Genomic DNA, 19,217 nt, shown 5'->3' with positions numbered 1-19,217 from the left:
ATGCCGCTTCGTGATATCGACGACCTCGAGAAGCTGAAGAAAATCAACGCCGCGCTCGTTAGCCGCGTCGAACGCTCGATGGACCAGCAGGTCAACGCCTTCTCTTTGTTCCAGACCGCGATCTCGCTGGAGAACCAGGTGCGCACACGCACCGAGGAGTTGCATACGACGCTGCGCCGGCTCGAGCGGTCGAACATCGAGCTCAGCGCGGCAAAAGAAAACGCCGAGCTGGCGAATCTTTCCAAGACCAGGTTCCTCGCCGCTGCCAGCCACGACGTGCTGCAGCCGCTCAATGCCGCGCATCTGTCGGTCTCGGCGCTGGCCGAAGTGCAAACCAGCGAGGAAGGAAAAAAGCTTGTCCGCCAGGTCGAGCGCTCGCTGGAGACGATGGAAGACTTGCTGCGCACCCTGCTGGACATCTCGAAGCTCGACGCCGGTGTGGTGCAGCCGGAGATCGTCGACGTCAGCCTGGAGACCCTGTTCTCCTCGCTGCGCTCGGATTTCCTGCCCGAGGCGCAGATGAAAGGCCTGTCGCTGAAATTCCGGCCGGTGAACGTGGTTGTGCGCTCCGACCGCACGCTGCTGCGCCGCATCCTGCAGAACATCCTCTCCAATGCGCTGCGCTACACCCGCTCAGGCGGCGTTCTGGTCGGCACCAGGCATCGCGGCGACACCATCCGCATCGACGTCGCCGATACCGGCTGCGGCATCCCCGACGACCAGCGCGAGGCGGTGTTCGAGGAGTTCCATCGCGGCACCTCGACCCTTGTCGATGCCGGGCTGGCCGGCGGATTGGGCCTTGGCCTCGCCATCGTGCGCCGCATGGCGGCCGCGCTCGGCCACCCCGTGACCTTTTCCTCGAAGGTCGCGCGCGGCACGATTTTTCACATCGACGTGCCGGTCGGCATGGCGGCGGCTGAACCGGCGGCGACCGCCACCGACCTGGACCGGCCGCGCGGCTACGGCCTGTTCGGCACCAGGGTGCTGCTGGTCGAAAACGATGTCGACGTGCTGAGCGCCATGACCTCGCTGCTCGAGCGCTGGCAATGCCTGGTGCGCGCCGCCACTTCGACCGACGATGCGCTCGACCTGCTTGGAGACACCGCCTGGGTGCCGGACATCATCATCGCCGACCAGCATCTCGACGACGGCGATCTCGGCACGACGACCATCGCTGAAGTGCGCGATTATCTCGGCCGCCCGGTGCCGGCGCTGATCGTCACCGCCGACGGCTCCGAGCTCGTCGCCAAGGCCGCCCGCGCCGCCGGCATCGAGCTGATGCGCAAGCCGCTGAAGCCCGCGCAATTGCGCGCGCTGCTGGCGCATCTGCTGGCTTAAAGGCATGGCTCCCGAACGTGGGAACCGGTTTCGGGACAAAGACATGCGTAAAATCAAAAACCTAATGCATGTCGCCCAGAAGTGTGCCGCGGTTCTGGGGCAACGACATTCATCCAAAACAAAGACTCAAAGCGCACGGAGTGAATCTGAAAGATCGCGACGCGCTTTAGGACTGTCCCTCAAAACCCCGCCTGATCCCGAAACAGCTCCGCATTGTCCAGCTTCGAAACCTCGATCACGGCTTGCGTCCGGCTATAGACGTTGAGCTTGCGCAGGATCTCCGAGACGTGCGCTTTCACGGTGGTCTCGCCCACCTGCAGCTCATAGGCGATCTGCTTGTTGAGCATGCCCTGGCGCAGCATTTGCAGCACTCTCAGCTGTTGCGGCGTCAGCCTGGCCAGGCGCTGCACCATGTCGGCGCGGTCGGTGCTGTCGGCGTCCGGCGGCTGGCCCTCGTAGTTTTCCGGCACATAGACAGCGCCGTCCATAACCGAACGGATGGCGGCGGCGAGATCGCTCTTGCGCGCCGATTTCGGGATGAAGCCGGCGGCGCCGTAGGACAGCGCCTCGGAAATGATCTTCGGCTCCTCATAGCCCGACACGATCACCACCGGCAGCCGCGGATAGCGGGTCCTGAGCTGCAGCAGTCCCTCGAAGCCATGCACGTCAGGCATGCTGAGATCGAGCAGCGCCAGATCGAACGGCTTTGCGTCGGCCAGAAGTTCGATCGCCTCGGCGATCGACCGCGCCTCGACCGTGTCGACATCCGGGTAGGCCATCTGCACGGCGCTGTGCAGCGCCTCGCGAAACAGCGGGTGGTCGTCGATGATCAGGAAGCGGGCGCGATCGCTGACGGCGGTCATTTTATAGGTTCGGACATCGGTTCGGTTTTCAGGCACAGGATAGTCCCGTGACCATGGCCAGATTATTGCCAAATAGTACATCGCCGAAAGTTGCGGTGTCTGCAACACGACAGGGCCAATGGTTTCCGAGGCTTAGCGCATGACCCCGAAAATCGGAATCGATTTTTGCTTCGCTGACCTTCGGTTCGGAAAGGATCATGCGCCAAATCAAAGTGCTACAGCGTCCTTTGCGCATCCGAAAGGAGGCGCGGTGCTGTAGTGCCTTGCTCGCTCGTCGAAATCGGCCGAATGTGCGCGGGCAGATTCATGCCAACGCAGAGAAAGCCCATGCCAGACTTCGTCCTTCCGCCGCCAGCGATCGCTTCGGTTGCCGTCGCCGGCTCGGCGGAGCGGTTTGCCGTGCGCCGCATCTTCTGCGTCGGCCGCAATTACGCCGCACACGCGCGCGAGCTCGGCAATGACGAGCGCGACCCGCCCTTCTTCTTCACCAAGCCGGCCGACGCCGTGGTCGACAGCGGCGCCGAGATCCCTTACCCGCCTTTGACCTCAAATCTCCACCATGAGGTCGAGCTGGTCGTCGCGATCGGCGAGGCCGGATTCCGCATTCCCCGTGCCGAGGCGCTTGCCCATGTCTGGGGCTATGGCGTCGGCGTCGACCTCACCCGCCGCGACCTGCAGGACCAGGCCAAGAAGGCGGCGCGGCCGTGGGACTGGTCGAAGGCATTCGACCGCTCAGCGCCCTGCGGCCCGCTGCTTCCGGTCGCAAAGTCAGGCCATCCCGAAAAGGGCCGCATCTGGCTCGCCGTCAACGGTGACGTAAAACAGGATGGCGATCTCGCCGAGCTGATCTGGCCGGTCGCCGATGTCGTCTCGATCTGCAGCGAGGCCGTAGGGCTTCAGCCGGGCGACCTGATCTTCACCGGCACGCCGGCCGGCGTCGGCGCGGTTCAGGCCGGCGACAGAATCACCGGCGGCGTCGATGGTGTCGGCACCATTGAAATCACGATCGGCCAGCCGAGATCGTAAGCGATGAGCGACCTCGTCCTCCACAACTACTATCGCTCCTCCACCTCTTATAGGGTGCGGATCGCGCTGGAGATGAAGGGGCTGAGCTATACCTACGTGCCGCATCATCTGCGCCATGGCGAGCATCTCGAGCCCGCCTACCTCGCGGTCAACCCGCAAGGGCTGGTGCCGGCGCTGGTGCTGGACGACGGCACCCTTCTGACGCAATCGCTGGCAATCGTCGAATATCTCGACGAGATCGCGCCCGAACCGCCGCTGCTGCCCAAGGATGCGCTGGGGCGCGCGCACGTCAGGATGCTGGCGCAGATGATCGCCTGCGACATCCATCCGGTGAACAATCTGCGCGTGCTGACCTCGCTGCGCACGCTTTTCGGCGCCGGCGACGAGGATGTCGTCAACTGGTTCCGGCACTGGGTGAACGAGGGTTTCCAGCCGCTTGAGAAGATTCTGGCTTCGTCGCCTGAGACCGGCATTTTCTGCCACAGCGAAACGCCCGGGCTGGCCGACATCTGCCTCGCCGCCCAGGTCACCAACAACGCCCGCTTTGGCGTCGACATGGCGCCCTATCCGGTAATCTCGCGCATCCACGCCGCCTGCATGGCGCTGCCGGCGTTTCAGAAGGCGGCGCCCCAGAACCAGATCGATGCCGAATAACCTGCTGAAGGACTTCCCATGAAAGCTGTCGTCTTCGAAAAATTCGGCGAAGTGCCGACGATCCAGACCGTGCCCGATCCGAAGCCGGCGGCGGATGGCGTCGTCATCAAGGTCGAGGCGACCGGCCTTTGCCGCAGCGACTGGCATGGCTGGATGGGCCATGACGACGGCATCACGCTGCCGCATGTTCCCGGCCACGAGCTGGCCGGCGTCGTCGTTGCCGCCGGCAAGCAGGTGAGCCGCTGGAAGGCTGGCGACCGCGTCACCGTGCCCTTTGCCGTCGGCTGCGGCCGCTGCTTCGAATGCACCTCCGGCAACCATCAGATCTGCGAGCACCAGTCCCAGCCTGGCTTCACCGGCTGGGGCTCGTTCGCCGAATATGTCGGCATCGAGCATGCCGACACCAATCTGGTGCGCCTGCCCGAGGAGATGGAATTCGCCACCGCCGCCAGCCTCGGCTGCCGTTTCGTCACTTCCTTCCGCGCCATTGTCGACCAGGGTCGGGTGACACCGGGCGAATGGGTGGCGGTGCATGGCTGCGGCGGCGTCGGCCTCTCGGCGATCATGATCGCCAGCGCCATGGGCGCCAATGTCATCGCCATCGACTTGACCGACGAGAAGCTGGAGTTTGCCAAAAAGATTGGCGCGGTGGCGACCATCAACGCCTCGACGACGCCGAATGTGGTCAAGGCGGTCAAGCAGATCACCAATGGCGGCGCGCATATGTCGATGGACGCGCTCGGCCACCCGACCACCTCGTTCAACTCGATCGCCAACCTGCGCCGGCGCGGCCGCCACGTTCAGGTCGGGCTGATGCTGGGCGAGCACGCCCGCCCGCAGGTGCCGATGGACAAGGTGATCGCCTTCGAGCTCGAAATCCTGGGCAGCCACGGCATGCAGGCCTACCGCTATACCGCGATGATGGAAATGATCCGCACCGGCAAGCTGAAGCCTGAGCTTCTGGTCGGCAAGAGAATCAGCCTCGAGGAAGCGCCGGCCGCACTTATGGCGATGGGAGGATTCGAGGGCATCGGCATCGGCGTGGTGACGAAGTTCCAGTAGAAGCTGGCGCTGTCGCCTACCGCGCAAATTTCTTCGCCCCGAACACGCACGCCACCACGCCGAGCGTGACGATCACCATCAGCGGGCTGACCTGCTCGTGCAGCAGGCTCGCCGCGAGCGCCAGGCCGAAGAAAGGCTGCAAAAGCTGCAATTGCCCCACGGCCGCAATGCCACCTTGCGAGAGGCCCCGATACCAGAACACGAAGCCGATCAGCATGCTGAACAGCGAGACATAGGTAAGGCCGATCCATGCGCCGGAGCCGACGCTCGTGAAGGACGGCGGCAGCGTTACAAAGGTCAGCGCCAGCATGACCGGCAGCGACAGCGCCAGCGCCCAGCAGATCACTTGCCAGCCGCCAAGCTTGCGCGACAGCGCCGCCCCCTCGGCGTAGCCCAGCCCGCAGGCGATGATGGCGGCGAGCATCAAGCTGTCGCCGACCGGTGATGCGGTGACGCCTTGCGTCAGGGCAAAACCCGCAACAAGCGCGCTGCCCAGGCACGAAAACAGCCAGAAGGCCGGGCGCGGTCGGTCGCCGCCGCGCAGCACACCGAAGACCGCTGTCGCCAGCGGCAGCAGGCCGACAAAGATGATGGAATGCGCCGCGGCGACATGTTTGAGCGCCAACGCCGTCAGCAGCGGAAAGCCGACCACCACGCCCAGCGCAACGATAACCAGCGAAACTAGGTCCGCTCGCTCGGGGCGCTTCTCGCGGAACAGGAGCAGCATCGCGATCCCGAGCAGGCCGGCGATGGCGGCTCGGGCCGCGGTCAGGAAGGTCGGGTCGAAATCCATCACCGCCACACGCGTCGCCGGCAGCGAGCCGCTGAAGATCAGCACCCCGATAAAGCCGTTGAGCCAGCCGCTCAGACCCTTATCCATCCATCTGCTCCGTTTGCGCTTCCGTACCGGCGCAGGGCATGGTGTCGCCAGAGACAATGGAGTACAATTCTGCAAAACTGTAATGGTCTTCAGGGGAGTACAGATGGACACGCCCGACCCGAATGCCGGCGGCGGAACGCTCGTCGAGACGGTCATGGCGGCAATCCGGCAGCGGATGGCCGCGCGTATCCTGACGCCAGGCGCCCGCCTGCCCTCGATCCGCGCCTTCGCCGGCACCATGCAGGTATCGAAGTCGACGGTGGTGGAGGCCTATGAACGGCTTGCCGCTGAAGGCACGATCCGCTCGCGGCCTGGATCAGGTTTCTTCGCCGCCGGCCCGATCGCGCCGCTGTCGCTGTCTGAAATCGGTCCGCGGCTCGACCGCGCCGTCGATCCGCTGTGGGTCTCGCGGCAGTCGCTGGAAGCGGGCGAAGAGATGCTGAAACCGGGCTGCGGCTGGCTGCCGGCTTCATGGATGCCCCAGGCCGCCTTGCGCCGCTCCTTGCGCAGTGCCGCGCGCGCCGACGACGCGACGCTTGCCGACTACGGCACGCCGCTCGGCCTGCCGGCGCTGCGGCAACTTCTCGCCCGCCGCCTGTCGGCGCATGGCGTCGAGGCTTCGCCGGATCAGATCATGCTCACCGAATCCGGCACCCAGGCGATCGACCTTCTATGCCGTTTCCTGCTCGAGCCGGGCGATACCGTGCTGGTCGACGACCCCTGCTACTTCAATTTCCACGCGCTGCTGCGCGCCCACCGGGCAAAGGCCGTCGGTGTCCCTATGACGCCGTCGGGGCCTGATATCGACCTGTTCGCGCAGGCGCTCGCCGAGCACCGGCCGCGCCTCTACATCACCAATTCGGCGCTTCACAACCCAACCGGCGCGGTGCTTTCGCCGGTCGTTGCCCACAGGCTGCTGAAGCTCGCCGACCAATCCGATCTCGCCATCATCGAAGACGACATCTTTGCCGATTTCGAGCACACGCCGGCGCCGCGGCTGGCGGCATTCGACGGGCTCGGCCGCGTCATCCAGATCGGTTCTTTTTCGAAGACGTTGTCAGCCTCGGTGCGGTGCGGCTTTGTCGCCGCGCCCCGCGACCGGATGGAAGGGCTGACCGACCTCAAGATCGCCACCACTTTCGGTGGCGGGCGCCTCGCCTCGGAACTGGTGCTGACCCTGCTCAAGGACGGCAGCTACCGCAAGCATGTCGAGCAGTTGCGCGCCCGCCTGGCACGCGCCATGGCCGAGACCGCCGGCAGGCTGAAGGCGATGGACATCGTGCCCTGGATCGACCAACCGAATGGCATGTTCCTGTGGTGCCGCCTGCCGGAAAACATCGATGCCGCCGATGTTGCCCGCCACGCGCTGGCCGACAATGTCGTGCTGGCGCCCGGCAATGCCTTCAGCCTGTCACATACCGCCGGCCGGTTCATGCGCTTCAATGTTGCCCAATGCGAGGATGAGCGCATCTTCAGGGTGCTCGAAAAAGCGATGGCAAAGTGAGAGAGTGCGGCCTGCCGCTCAAGTTGCTGCCCGCTTGCGGCGCTCATACATCATCACCAGCGTCTCGGCGGTCAGCGCCGGCTTCTGCTCGCCTTCGATCTCGACGGTATTCGCCGCCTTCATCAGATATTGGCCGGGGCCGCGGTCTTCCATGGAAAGCAGCGTCGTGCGCAGCCTGATGCGCGCGCCGGACTTCACCGGCGCCAGGAAGCGCACCTTATCGAACCCATAATTGAAGGCGGCTTGCGTGTTTTCCGGCACGATGCCCATCTCCAGCGCCAGCGCGCCGATGATCGACAACGTCAGATAGCCATGCGCGATCGTGGTGCGGAACGGGCTCTGCCGCTTCGCCCGCTCGGGATCGACATGGATCCACTGATGGTCGCCCGTGCATTCGGCGAACTGGTCGATGCGCTGCTGGTCGACCGTCGTCCACTCCGACACGCCGATCTCCTGGCCGGCCATTGTCCGCAACTGTTCGAAGGTCGGCGGCGTTCTCGGCCGATTTTCCGTCATTCCTGCTTTCCCGGTGGCTTCTGCCAGACTCCCGACCATGAACCGGCGGCTCCTGTCAATTCACGGCCCCACGATTTCGCTCTTGGACGCGATTTCACTCTTAGAGTTGACGGTTTTACGGCAGGCAGGGAACGCGGAGCCGCGCGCTAGTTCAATTCCTGTCGTAGCCGGCGCGGATTTCCGCCATCGCGTCCTTGATCCTGTCACGCAGGATTTCGACCGATTCGGTGCCGGATTTCCGGACCAAGTCAGCGACCTCGCCGGCATTCTTCAGCGTTGTCTCGAAGGATTTCCTGGCGAATTCCACTTGCTTTGTCATCAACTCCGACGGATTGCCCGGGGCTTGGTAGTTCTGCGCCATCCGGGTGATTTCGCCGAGCGCCTCCTCCACCATCTCGTGCTGCCTCGACAGAACGGAGGACGCGCCGGCAGCACTTGCCCTGGCCGACTTTTCCAGAGCCTCGAGATTCTTGCGGTGATGATCGAGGATCGCCTGGACGTCGACCTTCGGCAGCTTCAGGTCGCGGCCGAACCTGCTGAACATGTCCAGGAAAGAATCGGATTCCGGTTGTCTTGCCATGTCGTCGCCTCCCGATCCGCCGCTTTTGCGGCGCCCGCTAGGGAGAATAGTGCGCGCCCGGCCCGCGTCAATTGAGGAGAAACAGCCTCTCGGCGGTATAAAGTACCAAGCCGGCCAGGCCGCCGATCACCATGCCGTTGAAGCGGATATATTGCAGGTCCTTGCCGATGTTCGCCTCGATCAGCCGCGTCAACTGAGCCAGGTCCCAGCGCTTGACCTGGTCGGCGATGAATTTGGACACACCGCTCTTCTGGCTCTCGACGAAGGAAGCGAGCGCCACAACGAAGCCTTGGTTCATGTCGGCTCTGATCTGCGCATCGTCGGCCAGATGCCTCCCGACCTCGACGAACATGTTGGCAAGGTGCTCGCGGATCATCGAATTCGGCGCGTTGGCGTCCTGCTCGATGAACAGGCGCAGGCTCGCCCACGTGTCGCCGGCCAGCGCCTGAACCTCCGGCCGGCCGAGGAAATCGCGCTTCAGCTTCTCGGCGCGCCTTGCATATTGCTTGGATGTCCTGAGCCGCTCGATGAAGGCGAGCGCGAAACGGTCGAATTCGGCGCGCATTGGATGATTGGGATCGGCCCGCACCTCATCGAGCAGTGACCCGGCGGAGGCGACGATCTTCTTCAAGAGATAGGCGTCGGCGCGAAACAGGTTGAAGAGCGACGGCAGCTCCTCGCGGATCTTTTCGCGCATCGTCGCCAGCGCCTTCTCGTCGTTCAGGAAACGACCGACCACCCTGGTGAACTCGTCGAACAGCTTTTGATGGCGGCGGTCGTCGGTGAGCGCCGTCAACAGCTCCGCGGCCAAAGGTGCCAGCGGCACCCTTTCGACCTGCTCCAGCATGCGGCTGGTGACAAAGTCGCGCAGTCCGGACTGCTCCACCGCGGCAAGTGCCTGCGGCACCAGCCGGGCGACGAAGCGCGACAGTCCGGCGGCCCGTTCGGCGTCGGCCAGCCAGTCGGCGACGAGAGCGGCAAAGTCGACCTCTGCGAGTTTTTCCCGCACCGGCTCCGGCGCCAGGAAATTGGCCTCGATGAAGCGCCCGAGATTGTCGGCAATGCGGTGCTGGTTCTCCGGGATGATGGCGGTGTGCGGGATCGGCAGCCCGAGCGGCCGCCTGAACAGCGCAACGACGGCATACCAGTCGGCGAGGCCGCCTATGGTCGCCGCCTCGGCGAACGCGGCGACGAAGCCGAGCCACGGATAATCGCCCTCGAAAGACTTGGCGAGCGCGAAGACCAGGATGCATAGGCCAAGCGCCGCGGCGGCGATGAACTTGGTCCGCCGCAATGCTGAGAGCTTTGCCTGCGCATCGGCGTCGAATCGAACCGGCGCGAGCACCTGAACTGATTGTGACATGGAAAGCCGTTTCCTCTTTGCACCCGGACTTATCTAGTGCCCGCGCCGGCGAAACGCTCGCTCAAAGCGCATTGGGGCATATCGAGCCGCCCTGCGCGTCGGCATGCACAAAAAGTTGACACGTTTATTCAGCTATGTGGCGGTCCAGTCTGGAATTGTTCCAAACTATGGGCCATATTCGGCCTAAGCTAATGTTTTCGCGAGGACTACCATGCGGCTCACGCGCCAGACCAACTATGCGATGCGCATCCTGATGTATTGCGCCGCGAACACCGACAGGCTGAGCCGCATCCCGGAGATCGCCGCCGCCTACTCGGTTTCGGAACTGTTCCTGTTCAAGATCCTGCAGCCGCTGGTCGAGGCCGGTCTGGTCGAAACCGTGCGCGGCAGGAACGGTGGCGTAAGGCTCGGCCGCCCGGCCGAGCAGATCAACCTGTTCGATGTCGTGCGCGTCACCGAAGAGAGCTTCGCCATGGCTGAATGTTTCGAGAACGACGCCGCCGAATGCCCGCTGGTCGACAGCTGCGCCTTGAATTCGGCGCTGCGCGAGGCACTCAACGCCTTCTTCGCCGTGCTGTCCCGCTACACGATCGCCGATCTCGTTGCCGCGCGCCCGAACGTGCGTCACCTGCTCGGTATCGACCTGCTGGAACAGCGCGCTCCGGCGGCTTGATCAAGCCCCGGCGGCTTGGTTCTCGAGGGGCGCCGCCGCCCATGACTTCGTCATTCTAGGGCGGAGCAAGGAGCGCAGCGACGCAGCGCAGACCCTAGAATCCATTCCGTGACGTTTCGGCCCCACAGCGACGCAGAACTAGCAGCAGCAGCGCCAGCACTCGTTCTGGATCGCTGCATTCTTCGGTCGATGTAACGGAATGGATCCTCGGGTCTCCGCGTCCGCTTCGCTCCCGCTCCACCCGTGGATGACCAAGGCGGGAAACCGTCATCGCCGCCAGGCCTAAGCCGCAGATTGCGGCAGCACGAACGGCATGTTTGCGGCCGGCAAGGCGCCGACTTTGAGGCGGCAGTCGAACACCTTCTCGATCAATTCGTCGTTCAGTACGTCCGTTGGTGAGCCGGCAGCCGCCAGCTGGCCGCCGTGCAGCACGAAAATCCGGTCGGCATACATCGCTGTCAGGTTGAGGTCGTGCAGGATCGCCACCACGCCGCCGCCGCGGCGGGCGAAATCGCGGGCGATGTTCATGATGATAAGCTGGTGCTTGACGTCGAGGCTGGAAACCGGTTCGTCGAGGAAGAGATAGCGCGGCCTGCCCTCCAGCACCGGCGCCCAGACCTGGCAGAGCACGCGCGCAAGCTGCACGCGCTGCTGCTCGCCTCCGGAAAGCTCCTGGTAGAAACGGCCGGCGAAGCCCTCGAGATCGACGCGCGCCAGTGCCCGCTCCGGCAGCCGCGCATCCTCGCCGGGCAGCACGCCGGAGCGGCCGCCGATCAGACCGAGGCGAACGATCTCGCGCACGGTGAACGGGAAGGACAACATGGTCGACTGCGGCAGCACGGCGCGAAGCGTCGCTGCATCCATCGGCTTCATCGCGGCAAGATCGCGACCGTTGAGGGTAACCGTGCCGCTATAGGAAAGCTCGCCCGTCAGCGCCTTGAGCAAGGTCGTCTTGCCGGATCCGTTCGGTCCGACGATTGCAGAGATCTCGCCCGGCAGCGCCGCGAAATCGACTTGCGACACGATGCGCTTGGCGCCGATCGCCACGGAGATGTCGCGCGCTTCAATCATGGACAGCTCACAAATCGACGACGCCGCGCTTGCGCAGCAGGATCCACAGGAAGAACGGCGCGCCGGCGACCGCCGTGACGATGCCGATCGGCAGTTCGGCCGGAGCGACGATGGTGCGGGCGACCGCGTCGGCGAGCAGCAGCAGCGAGGCACCGAGCAAGGCCGAGGCCGGCAAAAGATAGCGGTTGTCCGGACCGATCGCGAGGCGCAGCAGGTGCGGCACGACGATGCCGATGAAGCCGATGCCGCCGCTGACGGCGACCGACGCGCCGACCGCCGCCGAAACCCCGACGATGGCCGTGTATTTCAGGCGCTGCACCGGAATGCCGAGATGGCCCGCGGTCGCGTCCCCAAGCGCCAGCGCGTTGAGGCCGCGCGACAGGAAAGGCATCGTCGCCAGCGCCAGCACGATCACCGGTCCGACCGTGCCGATCTTCGGCCATGTCGCGCCGGCAAGCGAGCCGAGTTGCCAGAAGGTGAGGTCGCGCAATTGCCTGTCATCGGCCATGAAGATCAGAACGCCGGTCAGCGCCATGGCAAGGGCCGCGATCGCCAGGCCGGCGAGCAACATCGTGGCGACCGATGTCCGGCCCTGGCGCGTCGCGATGGCGTAAAGCAGCAACGTCACCGCCAGCCCGCCGAAGAAGGCCGCCAGCGGCAGGGCAAGCGTGCCGAGGGCGAACGTGACAGGCGCAAGCCAGGTCGTGCCGAGCACGATGATCGCCACCGCGCCGAGACTCGATCCGGCGGAGACGCCGATCAGGCCGGGATCGGCAAGCGGATTGCGGAACAGGCCCTGCATCACCGCGCCGGAAACGGCGAGCGCGGCGCCGATCAGCACGCCGAGCAGGACGCGCGGCATGCGGATGTCATAGACGATGAGCTGGTCGCGCGCCGCAAGCACGGCATCCGCCGGTACGGCTCCAGTGACCCAGTCGCGGATGACGCGGACGGCCGATGCGTCGGAAGCGCCCGCCGTCAGCGACAGGAAAACGGACAGCGCCAGCGCCACGCACAAGAGCGCGATGACAAACCTTGCGCGCGCCGAGCGGTCGCCATCGGCTGCCATCGCCCGGCTCGGCGCGCCTGCTATCGACTGTTCGGCCATCGCCGCTCAGTCCGCGACCTGATTGCCATAGAGCTCGACCGCAAGGTCGTGGATGGCTTCGGCGGTGCGCGGGCCGAAGCCGAGCAGATAGCCGCCCCACATGCTGACCATCTTGCGGTTCGTGCCCGCCGGTGCCGAAGCGACGGCCGGATTGGCAAACAGTTCCTCTTCCGAGATCGGCGGTCCGCCGCCCTTCATCGTCAGGATCACATCCGGCTTGGCGCTGACGATCGCCTCGTCCGTCATCCCCTTGTAGCCGGAAAAACCCTCGACCGCGTTGACCGCGCCGGCAAGCTTGATGATGCCGTCGGCCGCGGTGTCGTTGCCCGCGGCAAGGATCTTGCCGCCTTGCGTCGACAGCACGAACAGCACGCGCTTGCGCTCCTTGATCGCAGCCGTCTGCTTTTCCGCCGCCGTCAGCTTCGCATCCGTCTCCGCGGCAAGCTTCTCCGCTTTGGCCTCGACCCCCAGCGCCTTGCCGACGATGCGGATCTTCTCGAGGATGCCCTCGTGATTGTAATGGTCCGGCACCTCGATGAAAGGCACGCTCGACTTCTTCAGCACGTCCACCGCTTCCTTCGGGCCGCTGCCATGCAGCACAAGGATTCCGGTTGGATTGACCGACAGGACGCCTTCCGGCGACAGCGCGCGCATGTAACCGACATCCGGCAGCTTCGCCGCCGCCTCGGGATAGTTGCTGGTCGAATCGCGCGCCACGAGACGGCCTTCCTCGCCGAGCGCATAGACGATCTCGGTGATCGAGCCGCCTATGGAGGCGATTCGCGAGGTGTCCGAAAAAACGGTCGTGCCTTCTTCCGCCCTGGCTGTCTGCATGGCCACGGCAAGCATAACGCCAAGCATCGGCGCAAGCGCCGGGCGGAAACGGAAAACAACACGCATTGGGCCTTGCCTCATGCAGCGGTCGGGTTGGGAATGCGGGGCAGGTTCTCGGCGAGGAAACGCCAGTCTTCCCGCTCGCCCTCGCCTTCACGGCGCTTGCCGAAGAACTGGATGATCATGCCGCCCTTGGCGTCATAGGCCTCGAGCGAGGTGACATGGCCGTCCTTGGTCGGCTTGCGCACCGCCCAGACTTCATGGATCTGGTCGGTCCTGACATGCAGGTGGAAGGTCTCGTCCAGCACGTTGATCCACGGCCCCATCGGCTTCACCGATTTGATCGGGCCCGAATGAATCTGGATGCAGCCGCGGTTTCCCACGAAGCACATGATCGGCATCTCGCCTGCCGCAGCGTGGTGGAACATGGCGTTGACGGCATCGTTGTCGAGCAGCCAGGCGTAGTCCTGCCCGACCATGCGCACCGCCTCGCGGCGACTGAGCTTCAGCGTCTTCAGCATGCCGAAGAACTGATGCACGTCGGTCATCCGGCTCCAACGGTCACGCAGATCGTCGATGCTGGCAACCGACCCCCGGTTCTCCCCCTCGCCTTCCGGCACGCTTGAAGCGATCGCGACAGTCGGTTCCTGGTTCGACGATTCGAGGCTCGCCACCAGCTTCTGGTAGGCATAGAGATTGGACGCGGGCCTCAGATGCACCTTGTGCACCGCCTCGCCAGCTACATCGAAGAACTGCAGGCTGCGGCGGATCTCGCCGCCGTTGCGCTTCTCGACGGCAAAGCCATGCGCCCACACCTTCGGGAAGATGCGCAGGTCGATGTTCTCGCCGAGCACCATGGCATTGTGGTTGCCGGTGACGACCTTGTCGTAAACGCCGATCTTCTCGTGCACGGCGCTTTCGTTGCGGGTCAGCGCCATCACCTCGCCAACCGCCTCGAGGCCGGTCAGCAGATCGTTGACGCGTGGCTCGACGCGCACGGCGCCTTGCCCGCAACGCGCCGCGACCAGCTCTGCTTCCGAAATGCCGAGTTGGGCTGCGAGATCGCGCTCGCGCAGCTTCGGATTGTCTTCCCGTGCACGCCGGATCTCTTCCGGCGACGGCTTCACGCGCTGGTCCATGTCGTCCACCTGCCCACTTTTGTCTGCGCTATTCCGCTTGCAGATCGTGCTTACTTGTTGAGGATCAGCTTGCCCTGGCGGGTGATCTTCAGCCGGTAGAGCGCGCCGTGATGCTCGATGCCGATCTCGTGCTCGCCCTGGAACAGCGTGTTGCTGGAGAGCGTCCTCACCGCCATCGGCACCCGCTCGTAGCGCATCTGCGTGTCGTCTGAACGGCGGTCGCGATAGCGGAAGTCGTTGGGATTGTGCGTGTTCATCGGGTCGCTCCTTCTGCTTGCCGGCATCTGGCCAGGCGCCTCGTAAATTGCCGATTCAATTCTTGACTCGAATAGTCATGTTTACTAGTCAGTGCATTACCGGACTAAATGAGTCAACATTTAAGACGCCGGTCGTGATCAAAAATGCGAGCGAGCCCCGCGCCAGCCAGCATCGAGCCTGAAAATCTGGAGTTAGGGCATGGGGTTGGTGAATTGGGGACGGATGGGCCTGGCGGATGCGGGGCCAGGCTTCCGATCGACGGTAAGCGGCATTGCCATATCGATGGCCGGAGCAGCGGCAATCACGCTCGGCGTGCCGGCCGCGAAAGCGCAACAGGCCGCGCAGCCGGCCACCGGCCAGCAGGCCGATCAAAAGAAGGACGATGAAAAGGGCGCGGCCGAAGGAACTCTGCTCGACAAGATCCTGGTCATCAGCCGCACCGGCGAGACGGCGATCCAGTCGCTGGCATCGGCCAGCCACGTCGACCAAGAGCAGCTCGAGCGCCGCATGGCGACGACGCCGAACGAGATGCTGCTCGGCGTTCCCGGTGTCACCGTGCAGGCCGACGCGCGGCGCGTCAGCTCCAGCATCAACATCCGCGGCCTGCAGGATTTCGGCCGCGTCGCGGTGATCGTCGACGGCGCCAGGCAGGATTTCCAGCGTTCCGACCATGGCACGCAGTCGACCTTCTATGTCGATCCCGAGCTCATCAAATCCGTCGACGTGATCCGCGGCCCGGTCGCCAACACTTACGGCTCCGGCGCCATCGGCGGCGTCGTCTTCTTCGACACCAAGGACGCCGAAGACTTCCTCAAGCCTGAGGAAAGCTGGGCTGCCTCCGTCACCGGGCGCTATGAAACCAACGGCAAGGGCTGGACCACCAGCGCCAGCGGCGCCTACCGCTTCAACGAGAACTGGGACGCGCTGGGCAACATCGTCTATCGCGACTACGGCGACTACAAGAACGGCGGCGGCGACACCGTCGCCGGCACCGGCTTCGACGTGCTGAGCGGGCTGCTCAAGACCACCATCCGTCCGAGCGAGAACAGCGAGCTTAAGCTTGGCTGGGTCGGCTCCAGTGACGGATGGACGGAGACGAGCGGCGGCGTGCCGGCCAACGATGTCGACCTCAAGTCGAACACCTTCACCGCCCGCTACAACATCAGCGACGACGCCAAGAGCTGGCTCGACCTCCACATCAACGCCTCCTACAACAAGACAGTTCTCGATCTGACGACGCTCGTTCCGCAGAACCGGTTCGATCCGGTGACCGGCCTGCCCGTTGTGCTGCCGGCCGGCTCGCTGTCGACTTTCGATGTCGGGACGACCGGCATCGACATCTGGAACACGTCACGCTTCGAGACCGCCGGCATCGCGCATGAGTTGACCTATGGCGGCGACTGGGTCGGCGACGATGTCGAGACGGGCGGCACGACAGGCGGCGACAGCTTCTACACGCCGTCGGGCAAGCGCAACGTCTCCGGCGCCTATATCCAGGACAAGCTGACCTGGGAATGGCTCGAGGTCATCGCCGGCCTGCGCTACGACAGCTACAGCCTGAAGGACTCCGACCACGAAACATCGGGTGACCGGCTGTCGCCGCGCATCACCGTCGGCGTCTCGCCTTTCGAAAGCGCAGCCCTCGCAGGCCTGCAATTCTACGGCACCTATGCGGAAGGCTACCGCTCGCCCTCCCTGACGGAGACGCTGATCAGCGGCAACCATCCGGCCGGCGTCACCTTCCCGTTCCTGCCCAACCCCAATCTCAAGCCTGAGACCGGCAAGACCGTCGAGTTCGGTATCAACTACAAGCAGAACGACATCTTCGAAGCCGGCGACGCACTGCGGCTCAAGGCCACCTATTTCAACAACAATGTCGAGGACTATATCGACGGCGTCACGCTCTCGGCCTTCGACCCGACCAGCGGCTGCCCGTTCGGCCCGGGCATCCCGATCTGCTTCCAGTACCAGAATTTCGCCAAGGCCAAGATCAACGGCTTCGAACTGGAAAGCGTCTACGACGCCGGCTGGGGCTATGCCGGCCTCTCGGCCTCCATCATCAACGGCCACACCATCTCGTATGAAGGCGAGCGGGCCGACCTTGCCAGCATCCCCTCTTCCCAGGTGACGGCGCAGCTTGGCCTCCGCTTCCTCGAAGACAAGCTGACGGTCGGCGGCGAAGTTCAATACAACGGCAAGCCCAAGGGCAATCCGATCGCCAAGGATTATACGCTGGTCAATGCCTTTGCCAGCTACCAGGCGACCGACAATCTCAAGGTCGACTTCCGAGCCAACAATCTGTTCGACGTCAAATACACCAATCCGCTCAACGGAAGCTCGACCGCCGTCATCTATGAACCCGGCATCACGCTGAAGCTGGCGGCAACCATGCGCTTTGGAGGCTGATGAGAATGAAGAGCTTGATGACGTCCTTTCGTCTACTGACCTCGACGTTTGCGATGTCGCTTGCGACGGTGCCGGCGTGGGCTGAAACTCCCGCGCCGGCCCCTCAACTGAGCCTCGAGCTCAACGCCGCTCAGCGTTCCGACAAGGGTTGCCGGCTGACCTTCGTCGTCAACAACGCGCTCGGCGTCGACCTGTCGAAGGCGGCTTTCGAGATCGCGCTGTTCAACGAGGCCGGTGTCGTCGATCGCCTCGCCGTGCTTGATTTCAAGGATCTGCCGGCCGGCAAGACGAAAGTCACGCGCTTCGACCTGGCCGGCGCCGACTGCGGCAAGCTCAGCCGCGTGCTGATCAACAGCGCGACGGAATGCGCCGGCAACGGCGTCGAGCCGGCGGCCTGTATGCGCGGCTTGAAGACGTCGACCAGGGCCGCCATCGCTTTCGGTGCATAGAGGTGGGACTGCATCCTGCCCTCCCACGAGACGCCATTGCGTGGCCTGCCTGCGGTCTGCCGCCATGGGCGGCAACCGATCTTGATTTGACAATCACATGCCCTGCACGGCAGGTCTCGGCGCGAGACATGCAGGACATCAATCACCCCTTCGATACAGGCAGCGAACTGGCGATCACGCCGGCCGAGTCGCTTACTCAGCCGCCGCAATCGGCCCCGCATCGCAGATGGCCGGTGGCGATCATCGCCTCCGGCCTTCTCCACGGCGCCGCGGCGGCGGCGTTTCTGCTCGCGCCCCCCGGGACATTCGACGCCATGGATGCGATTCAGGCCGAGGGCACAGATCAATCCGGCGCCAACGTCACCGGCAGCGCCCTGGACGACCAGTCGTCCGGCGCCGTGGATGTCACCTTGGTGCCCGATCCGCAGCCGGTGAAACGCCAGGCCACGCAGCCCGCTCCGCCAGTCGAAGCGCAGCAACCGCCAAACGAACCCCCGACGCCTCAGCTTCCGCCGCAAGCCGTCAAGGAAGCCACTTCCGCGCCGGACATCCTGACGGCCACCAGCCCACGCCAGGATGACCAGAGTGTCCCCGCCGACAGCAAACCTGCGCCCGCGACCGAACCGCAAAGCGCTGAAACGCCCCCTGCCGAGCCTCAACCGCCGCCGGTCCCCAGTGCGACATCGAGCGCCCCAGCCGCATCGGCAGGGCCAAGCCAAACCATTGAAACGGGCGGCACGGCGGATGGCGATACGCGCGACGCGCCTGTTGTCGCCAGCAAGGGCAAGCAACAGGCCGCCGGCAATGCCCTGGAATCCCGCTACAGCGGTGAGATCCAGAAGAAGCTTGCCCGCGCCAACCGTCGCGTTTCGAAATCGGTCCAGGCCAAGGCTCGCAACAACGCCAGGGTGGTTTTCGTCGTCGCGGCCGACGGCAGCATCAGCGACCTGCAGCTCGCCGAAAGCTCAGGGTCTGCCGAGCTCGATCAATTCGCTTTGACGCTGGTGCGCAAGCAAGCCCCGTTCCCTCCCATTCCACCCGAGACGGGAAAATCAAGTTGGGTGTTCAAGGCGCGGATCGGCCCTTTTTAAAGCCTTCGCCATCCTAAACGTCAGAATTCGTTCATTCGAAAGGAACCCAATGTACATCGCCATGAACCGCTTCAAGGTCCAGAACGGCTCGGAAGAAGCCTTCGAGGACGTCTGGAAGAACCGCGACTCCAGCCTCTCCGACATGAAAGGCTTCAAGGAATTCCATCTGCTGCGCGGTCCGGTCAACGAGACCGAGGGCTACACGCTGTTCGCTTCGCACACCGTCTGGGCGAGCCAGGAGGATTTCGTCGCCTGGACGAAGTCGGAGAACTTCCGCGCCGCCCATCGCAACGCCGGTGGCTCGAAGGTCCACTATCTCGGCCATCCGCAGTTCGAGGGCTTTTCGGTCGTCGAGGGCGCCTGACCGCCGCTATCGCGGCAGCCGTTGGATAATCTCCGCTG

20 protein-coding genes are annotated in these 19,217 nt (G+C 64.4%); 10 read left to right on the top strand and 10 right to left on the bottom strand.

The features are described 5' to 3' along the window. On the top strand, positions 1–1,338 hold the full coding sequence (locus EJ071_RS21645; protein WP_126099705.1) for a hybrid sensor histidine kinase/response regulator: 1,338 nt from the start codon (positions 1–3) through the stop codon (positions 1,336–1,338). 179 nt (positions 1,339–1,517) lie between these two features. Here EJ071_RS21645 and EJ071_RS21640 read toward each other — a convergent pair whose 3' ends face one another. Continuing rightward, positions 1,518–2,201 carry a response regulator transcription factor gene (locus EJ071_RS21640; RefSeq protein ID WP_126099704.1) on the bottom strand — a complete coding sequence of 228 codons (684 nt, stop codon included), beginning with the start codon at positions 2,199–2,201 and terminating at the stop codon, positions 1,518–1,520. A gap of 327 nt (positions 2,202–2,528) precedes the next feature. Here EJ071_RS21640 and EJ071_RS21635 point away from each other — a divergent pair, with 327 nt between their 5' ends. The 3 genes from EJ071_RS21635 to EJ071_RS21625 are packed head-to-tail and all read left to right on the top strand — an operon-like array spanning position 2,529 to position 4,943. Beyond that, positions 2,529–3,227, top strand: coding sequence for a fumarylacetoacetate hydrolase family protein (locus tag EJ071_RS21635; RefSeq protein ID WP_126099703.1), 699 nt, complete (start codon positions 2,529–2,531; stop codon positions 3,225–3,227). Between the two features lie 3 nt (positions 3,228–3,230). Then, complete coding sequence (gene maiA, locus EJ071_RS21630; RefSeq protein ID WP_126099702.1) at positions 3,231–3,881, top strand: maleylacetoacetate isomerase; 651 nt, start codon at positions 3,231–3,233, stop codon at positions 3,879–3,881. Between the two features lie 18 nt (positions 3,882–3,899). After that, a complete protein-coding gene (locus EJ071_RS21625) occupies positions 3,900–4,943 on the top strand; it encodes a zinc-dependent alcohol dehydrogenase family protein (protein ID WP_126099701.1) in 1,044 nt (347 codons plus the stop codon). A 16-nt stretch (positions 4,944–4,959) separates the two neighbouring features. On the opposite strand, the gene EJ071_RS21620 is transcribed toward EJ071_RS21625, so the two are convergent. Further along, a complete protein-coding gene (locus tag EJ071_RS21620) occupies positions 4,960–5,823 on the bottom strand; it encodes a DMT family transporter (RefSeq protein WP_126099700.1) in 864 nt (287 codons plus the stop codon). 103 nt (positions 5,824–5,926) lie between these two features. Here EJ071_RS21620 and EJ071_RS21615 point away from each other — a divergent pair, with 103 nt between their 5' ends. Next, on the top strand, positions 5,927–7,327 hold the full coding sequence (locus tag EJ071_RS21615) for a PLP-dependent aminotransferase family protein (RefSeq protein WP_126099699.1): 1,401 nt from the start codon (positions 5,927–5,929) through the stop codon (positions 7,325–7,327). An 18-nt stretch (positions 7,328–7,345) separates the two neighbouring features. Here the strand turns inward: EJ071_RS21615 and EJ071_RS21610 are convergent, their stop codons facing one another. From EJ071_RS21610 to EJ071_RS21600, 3 genes are all read right to left on the bottom strand, one after another. Further along, positions 7,346–7,843 (bottom strand): MaoC family dehydratase, encoded by a 498-nt coding sequence (locus EJ071_RS21610; RefSeq protein WP_126099698.1) that lies wholly within the window; start codon positions 7,841–7,843, stop codon positions 7,346–7,348. A gap of 151 nt (positions 7,844–7,994) precedes the next feature. After that, the gene (locus EJ071_RS21605; protein WP_126099697.1) at positions 7,995–8,423 is read right to left on the bottom strand and encodes a phasin family protein; all 429 of its coding nucleotides are present in this window, start codon (positions 8,421–8,423) and stop codon (positions 7,995–7,997) included. 67 nt (positions 8,424–8,490) lie between these two features. Continuing rightward, entirely contained in the window at positions 8,491–9,786 is a 1,296-nt protein-coding gene (locus EJ071_RS21600) for a DUF445 domain-containing protein (protein WP_126099696.1), read from the bottom strand. 211 nt (positions 9,787–9,997) lie between these two features. On the opposite strand from EJ071_RS21600, the gene rirA reads away from it, so the two are divergent. Further along, positions 9,998–10,459: an iron-responsive transcriptional regulator RirA gene (gene rirA, locus EJ071_RS21595; RefSeq protein WP_126099695.1), complete on the top strand. Its 462-nt coding sequence runs from the start codon at positions 9,998–10,000 to the stop codon at positions 10,457–10,459. A 282-nt stretch (positions 10,460–10,741) separates the two neighbouring features. Here the strand turns inward: rirA and EJ071_RS21585 are convergent, their stop codons facing one another. From EJ071_RS21585 to hemP, 5 genes are read right to left on the bottom strand one after another with little or no spacing between them, the layout of a single operon-like run. Then, positions 10,742–11,530, bottom strand: coding sequence for a heme ABC transporter ATP-binding protein (locus EJ071_RS21585; RefSeq protein WP_126099693.1), 789 nt, complete (start codon positions 11,528–11,530; stop codon positions 10,742–10,744). Positions 11,531–11,537: 7 nt separating this feature from the next. Continuing rightward, a complete protein-coding gene (locus EJ071_RS21580) occupies positions 11,538–12,638 on the bottom strand; it encodes an iron ABC transporter permease (protein WP_126099692.1) in 1,101 nt (366 codons plus the stop codon). A gap of 6 nt (positions 12,639–12,644) precedes the next feature. Next, on the bottom strand, positions 12,645–13,538 hold the full coding sequence (locus EJ071_RS21575) for a hemin ABC transporter substrate-binding protein (RefSeq protein ID WP_126099691.1): 894 nt from the start codon (positions 13,536–13,538) through the stop codon (positions 12,645–12,647). A gap of 11 nt (positions 13,539–13,549) precedes the next feature. After that, on the bottom strand, positions 13,550–14,611 hold the full coding sequence (locus EJ071_RS21570; RefSeq protein WP_126099690.1) for a hemin-degrading factor: 1,062 nt from the start codon (positions 14,609–14,611) through the stop codon (positions 13,550–13,552). Positions 14,612–14,661: 50 nt separating this feature from the next. Next, on the bottom strand, positions 14,662–14,868 hold the full coding sequence (gene hemP / locus EJ071_RS21565) for a hemin uptake protein HemP (protein WP_126099689.1): 207 nt from the start codon (positions 14,866–14,868) through the stop codon (positions 14,662–14,664). A gap of 199 nt (positions 14,869–15,067) precedes the next feature. Here hemP and EJ071_RS21560 point away from each other — a divergent pair, with 199 nt between their 5' ends. The 4 genes from EJ071_RS21560 to EJ071_RS21545 all read left to right on the top strand — a co-directional run bounded on the left by EJ071_RS21560 (position 15,068) and on the right by EJ071_RS21545 (position 19,179). Then, positions 15,068–17,275: a TonB-dependent hemoglobin/transferrin/lactoferrin family receptor gene (locus EJ071_RS21560; RefSeq protein ID WP_189521151.1), complete on the top strand. Its 2,208-nt coding sequence runs from the start codon at positions 15,068–15,070 to the stop codon at positions 17,273–17,275. A 5-nt stretch (positions 17,276–17,280) separates the two neighbouring features. After that, positions 17,281–17,724, top strand: a complete 444-nt coding sequence (locus tag EJ071_RS21555; RefSeq protein ID WP_126099688.1) for a hypothetical protein — start codon at positions 17,281–17,283, stop codon at positions 17,722–17,724. 128 nt (positions 17,725–17,852) lie between these two features. Next, a complete protein-coding gene (locus EJ071_RS21550; RefSeq protein ID WP_126099687.1) occupies positions 17,853–18,815 on the top strand; it encodes an energy transducer TonB in 963 nt (320 codons plus the stop codon). A gap of 49 nt (positions 18,816–18,864) precedes the next feature. Then, the gene (locus tag EJ071_RS21545; protein WP_126099686.1) at positions 18,865–19,179 is read left to right on the top strand and encodes an antibiotic biosynthesis monooxygenase; all 315 of its coding nucleotides are present in this window, start codon (positions 18,865–18,867) and stop codon (positions 19,177–19,179) included. The last annotated feature ends 38 nt before the right edge of the window (positions 19,180–19,217 follow it).

It is taken from the genome of Mesorhizobium sp. M1B.F.Ca.ET.045.04.1.1 (genome assembly GCF_003952465.1).
Classification (GTDB): domain Bacteria; phylum Pseudomonadota; class Alphaproteobacteria; order Rhizobiales; family Rhizobiaceae; genus Mesorhizobium; species Mesorhizobium shonense.
This window is presented reverse-complemented; position numbering and strand designations above follow the sequence as displayed.

Excerpts from the sequence above, each read along its gene's own strand:
- hemP (WP_126099689.1), bottom strand. The coding sequence starts at position 14,868 with ATGAACACGCACAATCCCAACGACTTCCGCTATCGCGACCGCCGTTCA.
- rirA (WP_126099695.1), top strand. The coding sequence starts at position 9,998 with ATGCGGCTCACGCGCCAGACCAACTATGCGATGCGCATCCTGATGTAT.
- EJ071_RS21580 (WP_126099692.1), bottom strand. The coding sequence starts at position 12,638 with ATGGCCGAACAGTCGATAGCAGGCGCGCCGAGCCGGGCGATGGCAGCC.
- EJ071_RS21605 (WP_126099697.1), bottom strand. The coding sequence starts at position 8,423 with ATGGCAAGACAACCGGAATCCGATTCTTTCCTGGACATGTTCAGCAGG.
- EJ071_RS21635 (WP_126099703.1), top strand. The coding sequence starts at position 2,529 with ATGCCAGACTTCGTCCTTCCGCCGCCAGCGATCGCTTCGGTTGCCGTC.
- EJ071_RS21625 (WP_126099701.1), top strand. The coding sequence starts at position 3,900 with ATGAAAGCTGTCGTCTTCGAAAAATTCGGCGAAGTGCCGACGATCCAG.
- EJ071_RS21645 (WP_126099705.1), top strand. The coding sequence starts at position 1 with ATGCCGCTTCGTGATATCGACGACCTCGAGAAGCTGAAGAAAATCAAC.
- EJ071_RS21555 (WP_126099688.1), top strand. The coding sequence starts at position 17,281 with ATGAAGAGCTTGATGACGTCCTTTCGTCTACTGACCTCGACGTTTGCG.
- EJ071_RS21570 (WP_126099690.1), bottom strand. The coding sequence starts at position 14,611 with ATGGACCAGCGCGTGAAGCCGTCGCCGGAAGAGATCCGGCGTGCACGG.
- EJ071_RS21640 (WP_126099704.1), bottom strand. The coding sequence starts at position 2,201 with ATGACCGCCGTCAGCGATCGCGCCCGCTTCCTGATCATCGACGACCAC.
- EJ071_RS21610 (WP_126099698.1), bottom strand. The coding sequence starts at position 7,843 with ATGACGGAAAATCGGCCGAGAACGCCGCCGACCTTCGAACAGTTGCGG.
- EJ071_RS21560 (WP_189521151.1), top strand. The coding sequence starts at position 15,068 with ATGGGGTTGGTGAATTGGGGACGGATGGGCCTGGCGGATGCGGGGCCA.
- EJ071_RS21575 (WP_126099691.1), bottom strand. The coding sequence starts at position 13,538 with ATGCGTGTTGTTTTCCGTTTCCGCCCGGCGCTTGCGCCGATGCTTGGC.
- EJ071_RS21585 (WP_126099693.1), bottom strand. The coding sequence starts at position 11,530 with ATGATTGAAGCGCGCGACATCTCCGTGGCGATCGGCGCCAAGCGCATC.
- EJ071_RS21550 (WP_126099687.1), top strand. The coding sequence starts at position 17,853 with ATGCAGGACATCAATCACCCCTTCGATACAGGCAGCGAACTGGCGATC.
- EJ071_RS21545 (WP_126099686.1), top strand. The coding sequence starts at position 18,865 with ATGTACATCGCCATGAACCGCTTCAAGGTCCAGAACGGCTCGGAAGAA.
- EJ071_RS21600 (WP_126099696.1), bottom strand. The coding sequence starts at position 9,786 with ATGTCACAATCAGTTCAGGTGCTCGCGCCGGTTCGATTCGACGCCGAT.
- EJ071_RS21615 (WP_126099699.1), top strand. The coding sequence starts at position 5,927 with ATGGACACGCCCGACCCGAATGCCGGCGGCGGAACGCTCGTCGAGACG.
- maiA (WP_126099702.1), top strand. The coding sequence starts at position 3,231 with ATGAGCGACCTCGTCCTCCACAACTACTATCGCTCCTCCACCTCTTAT.
- EJ071_RS21620 (WP_126099700.1), bottom strand. The coding sequence starts at position 5,823 with ATGGATAAGGGTCTGAGCGGCTGGCTCAACGGCTTTATCGGGGTGCTG.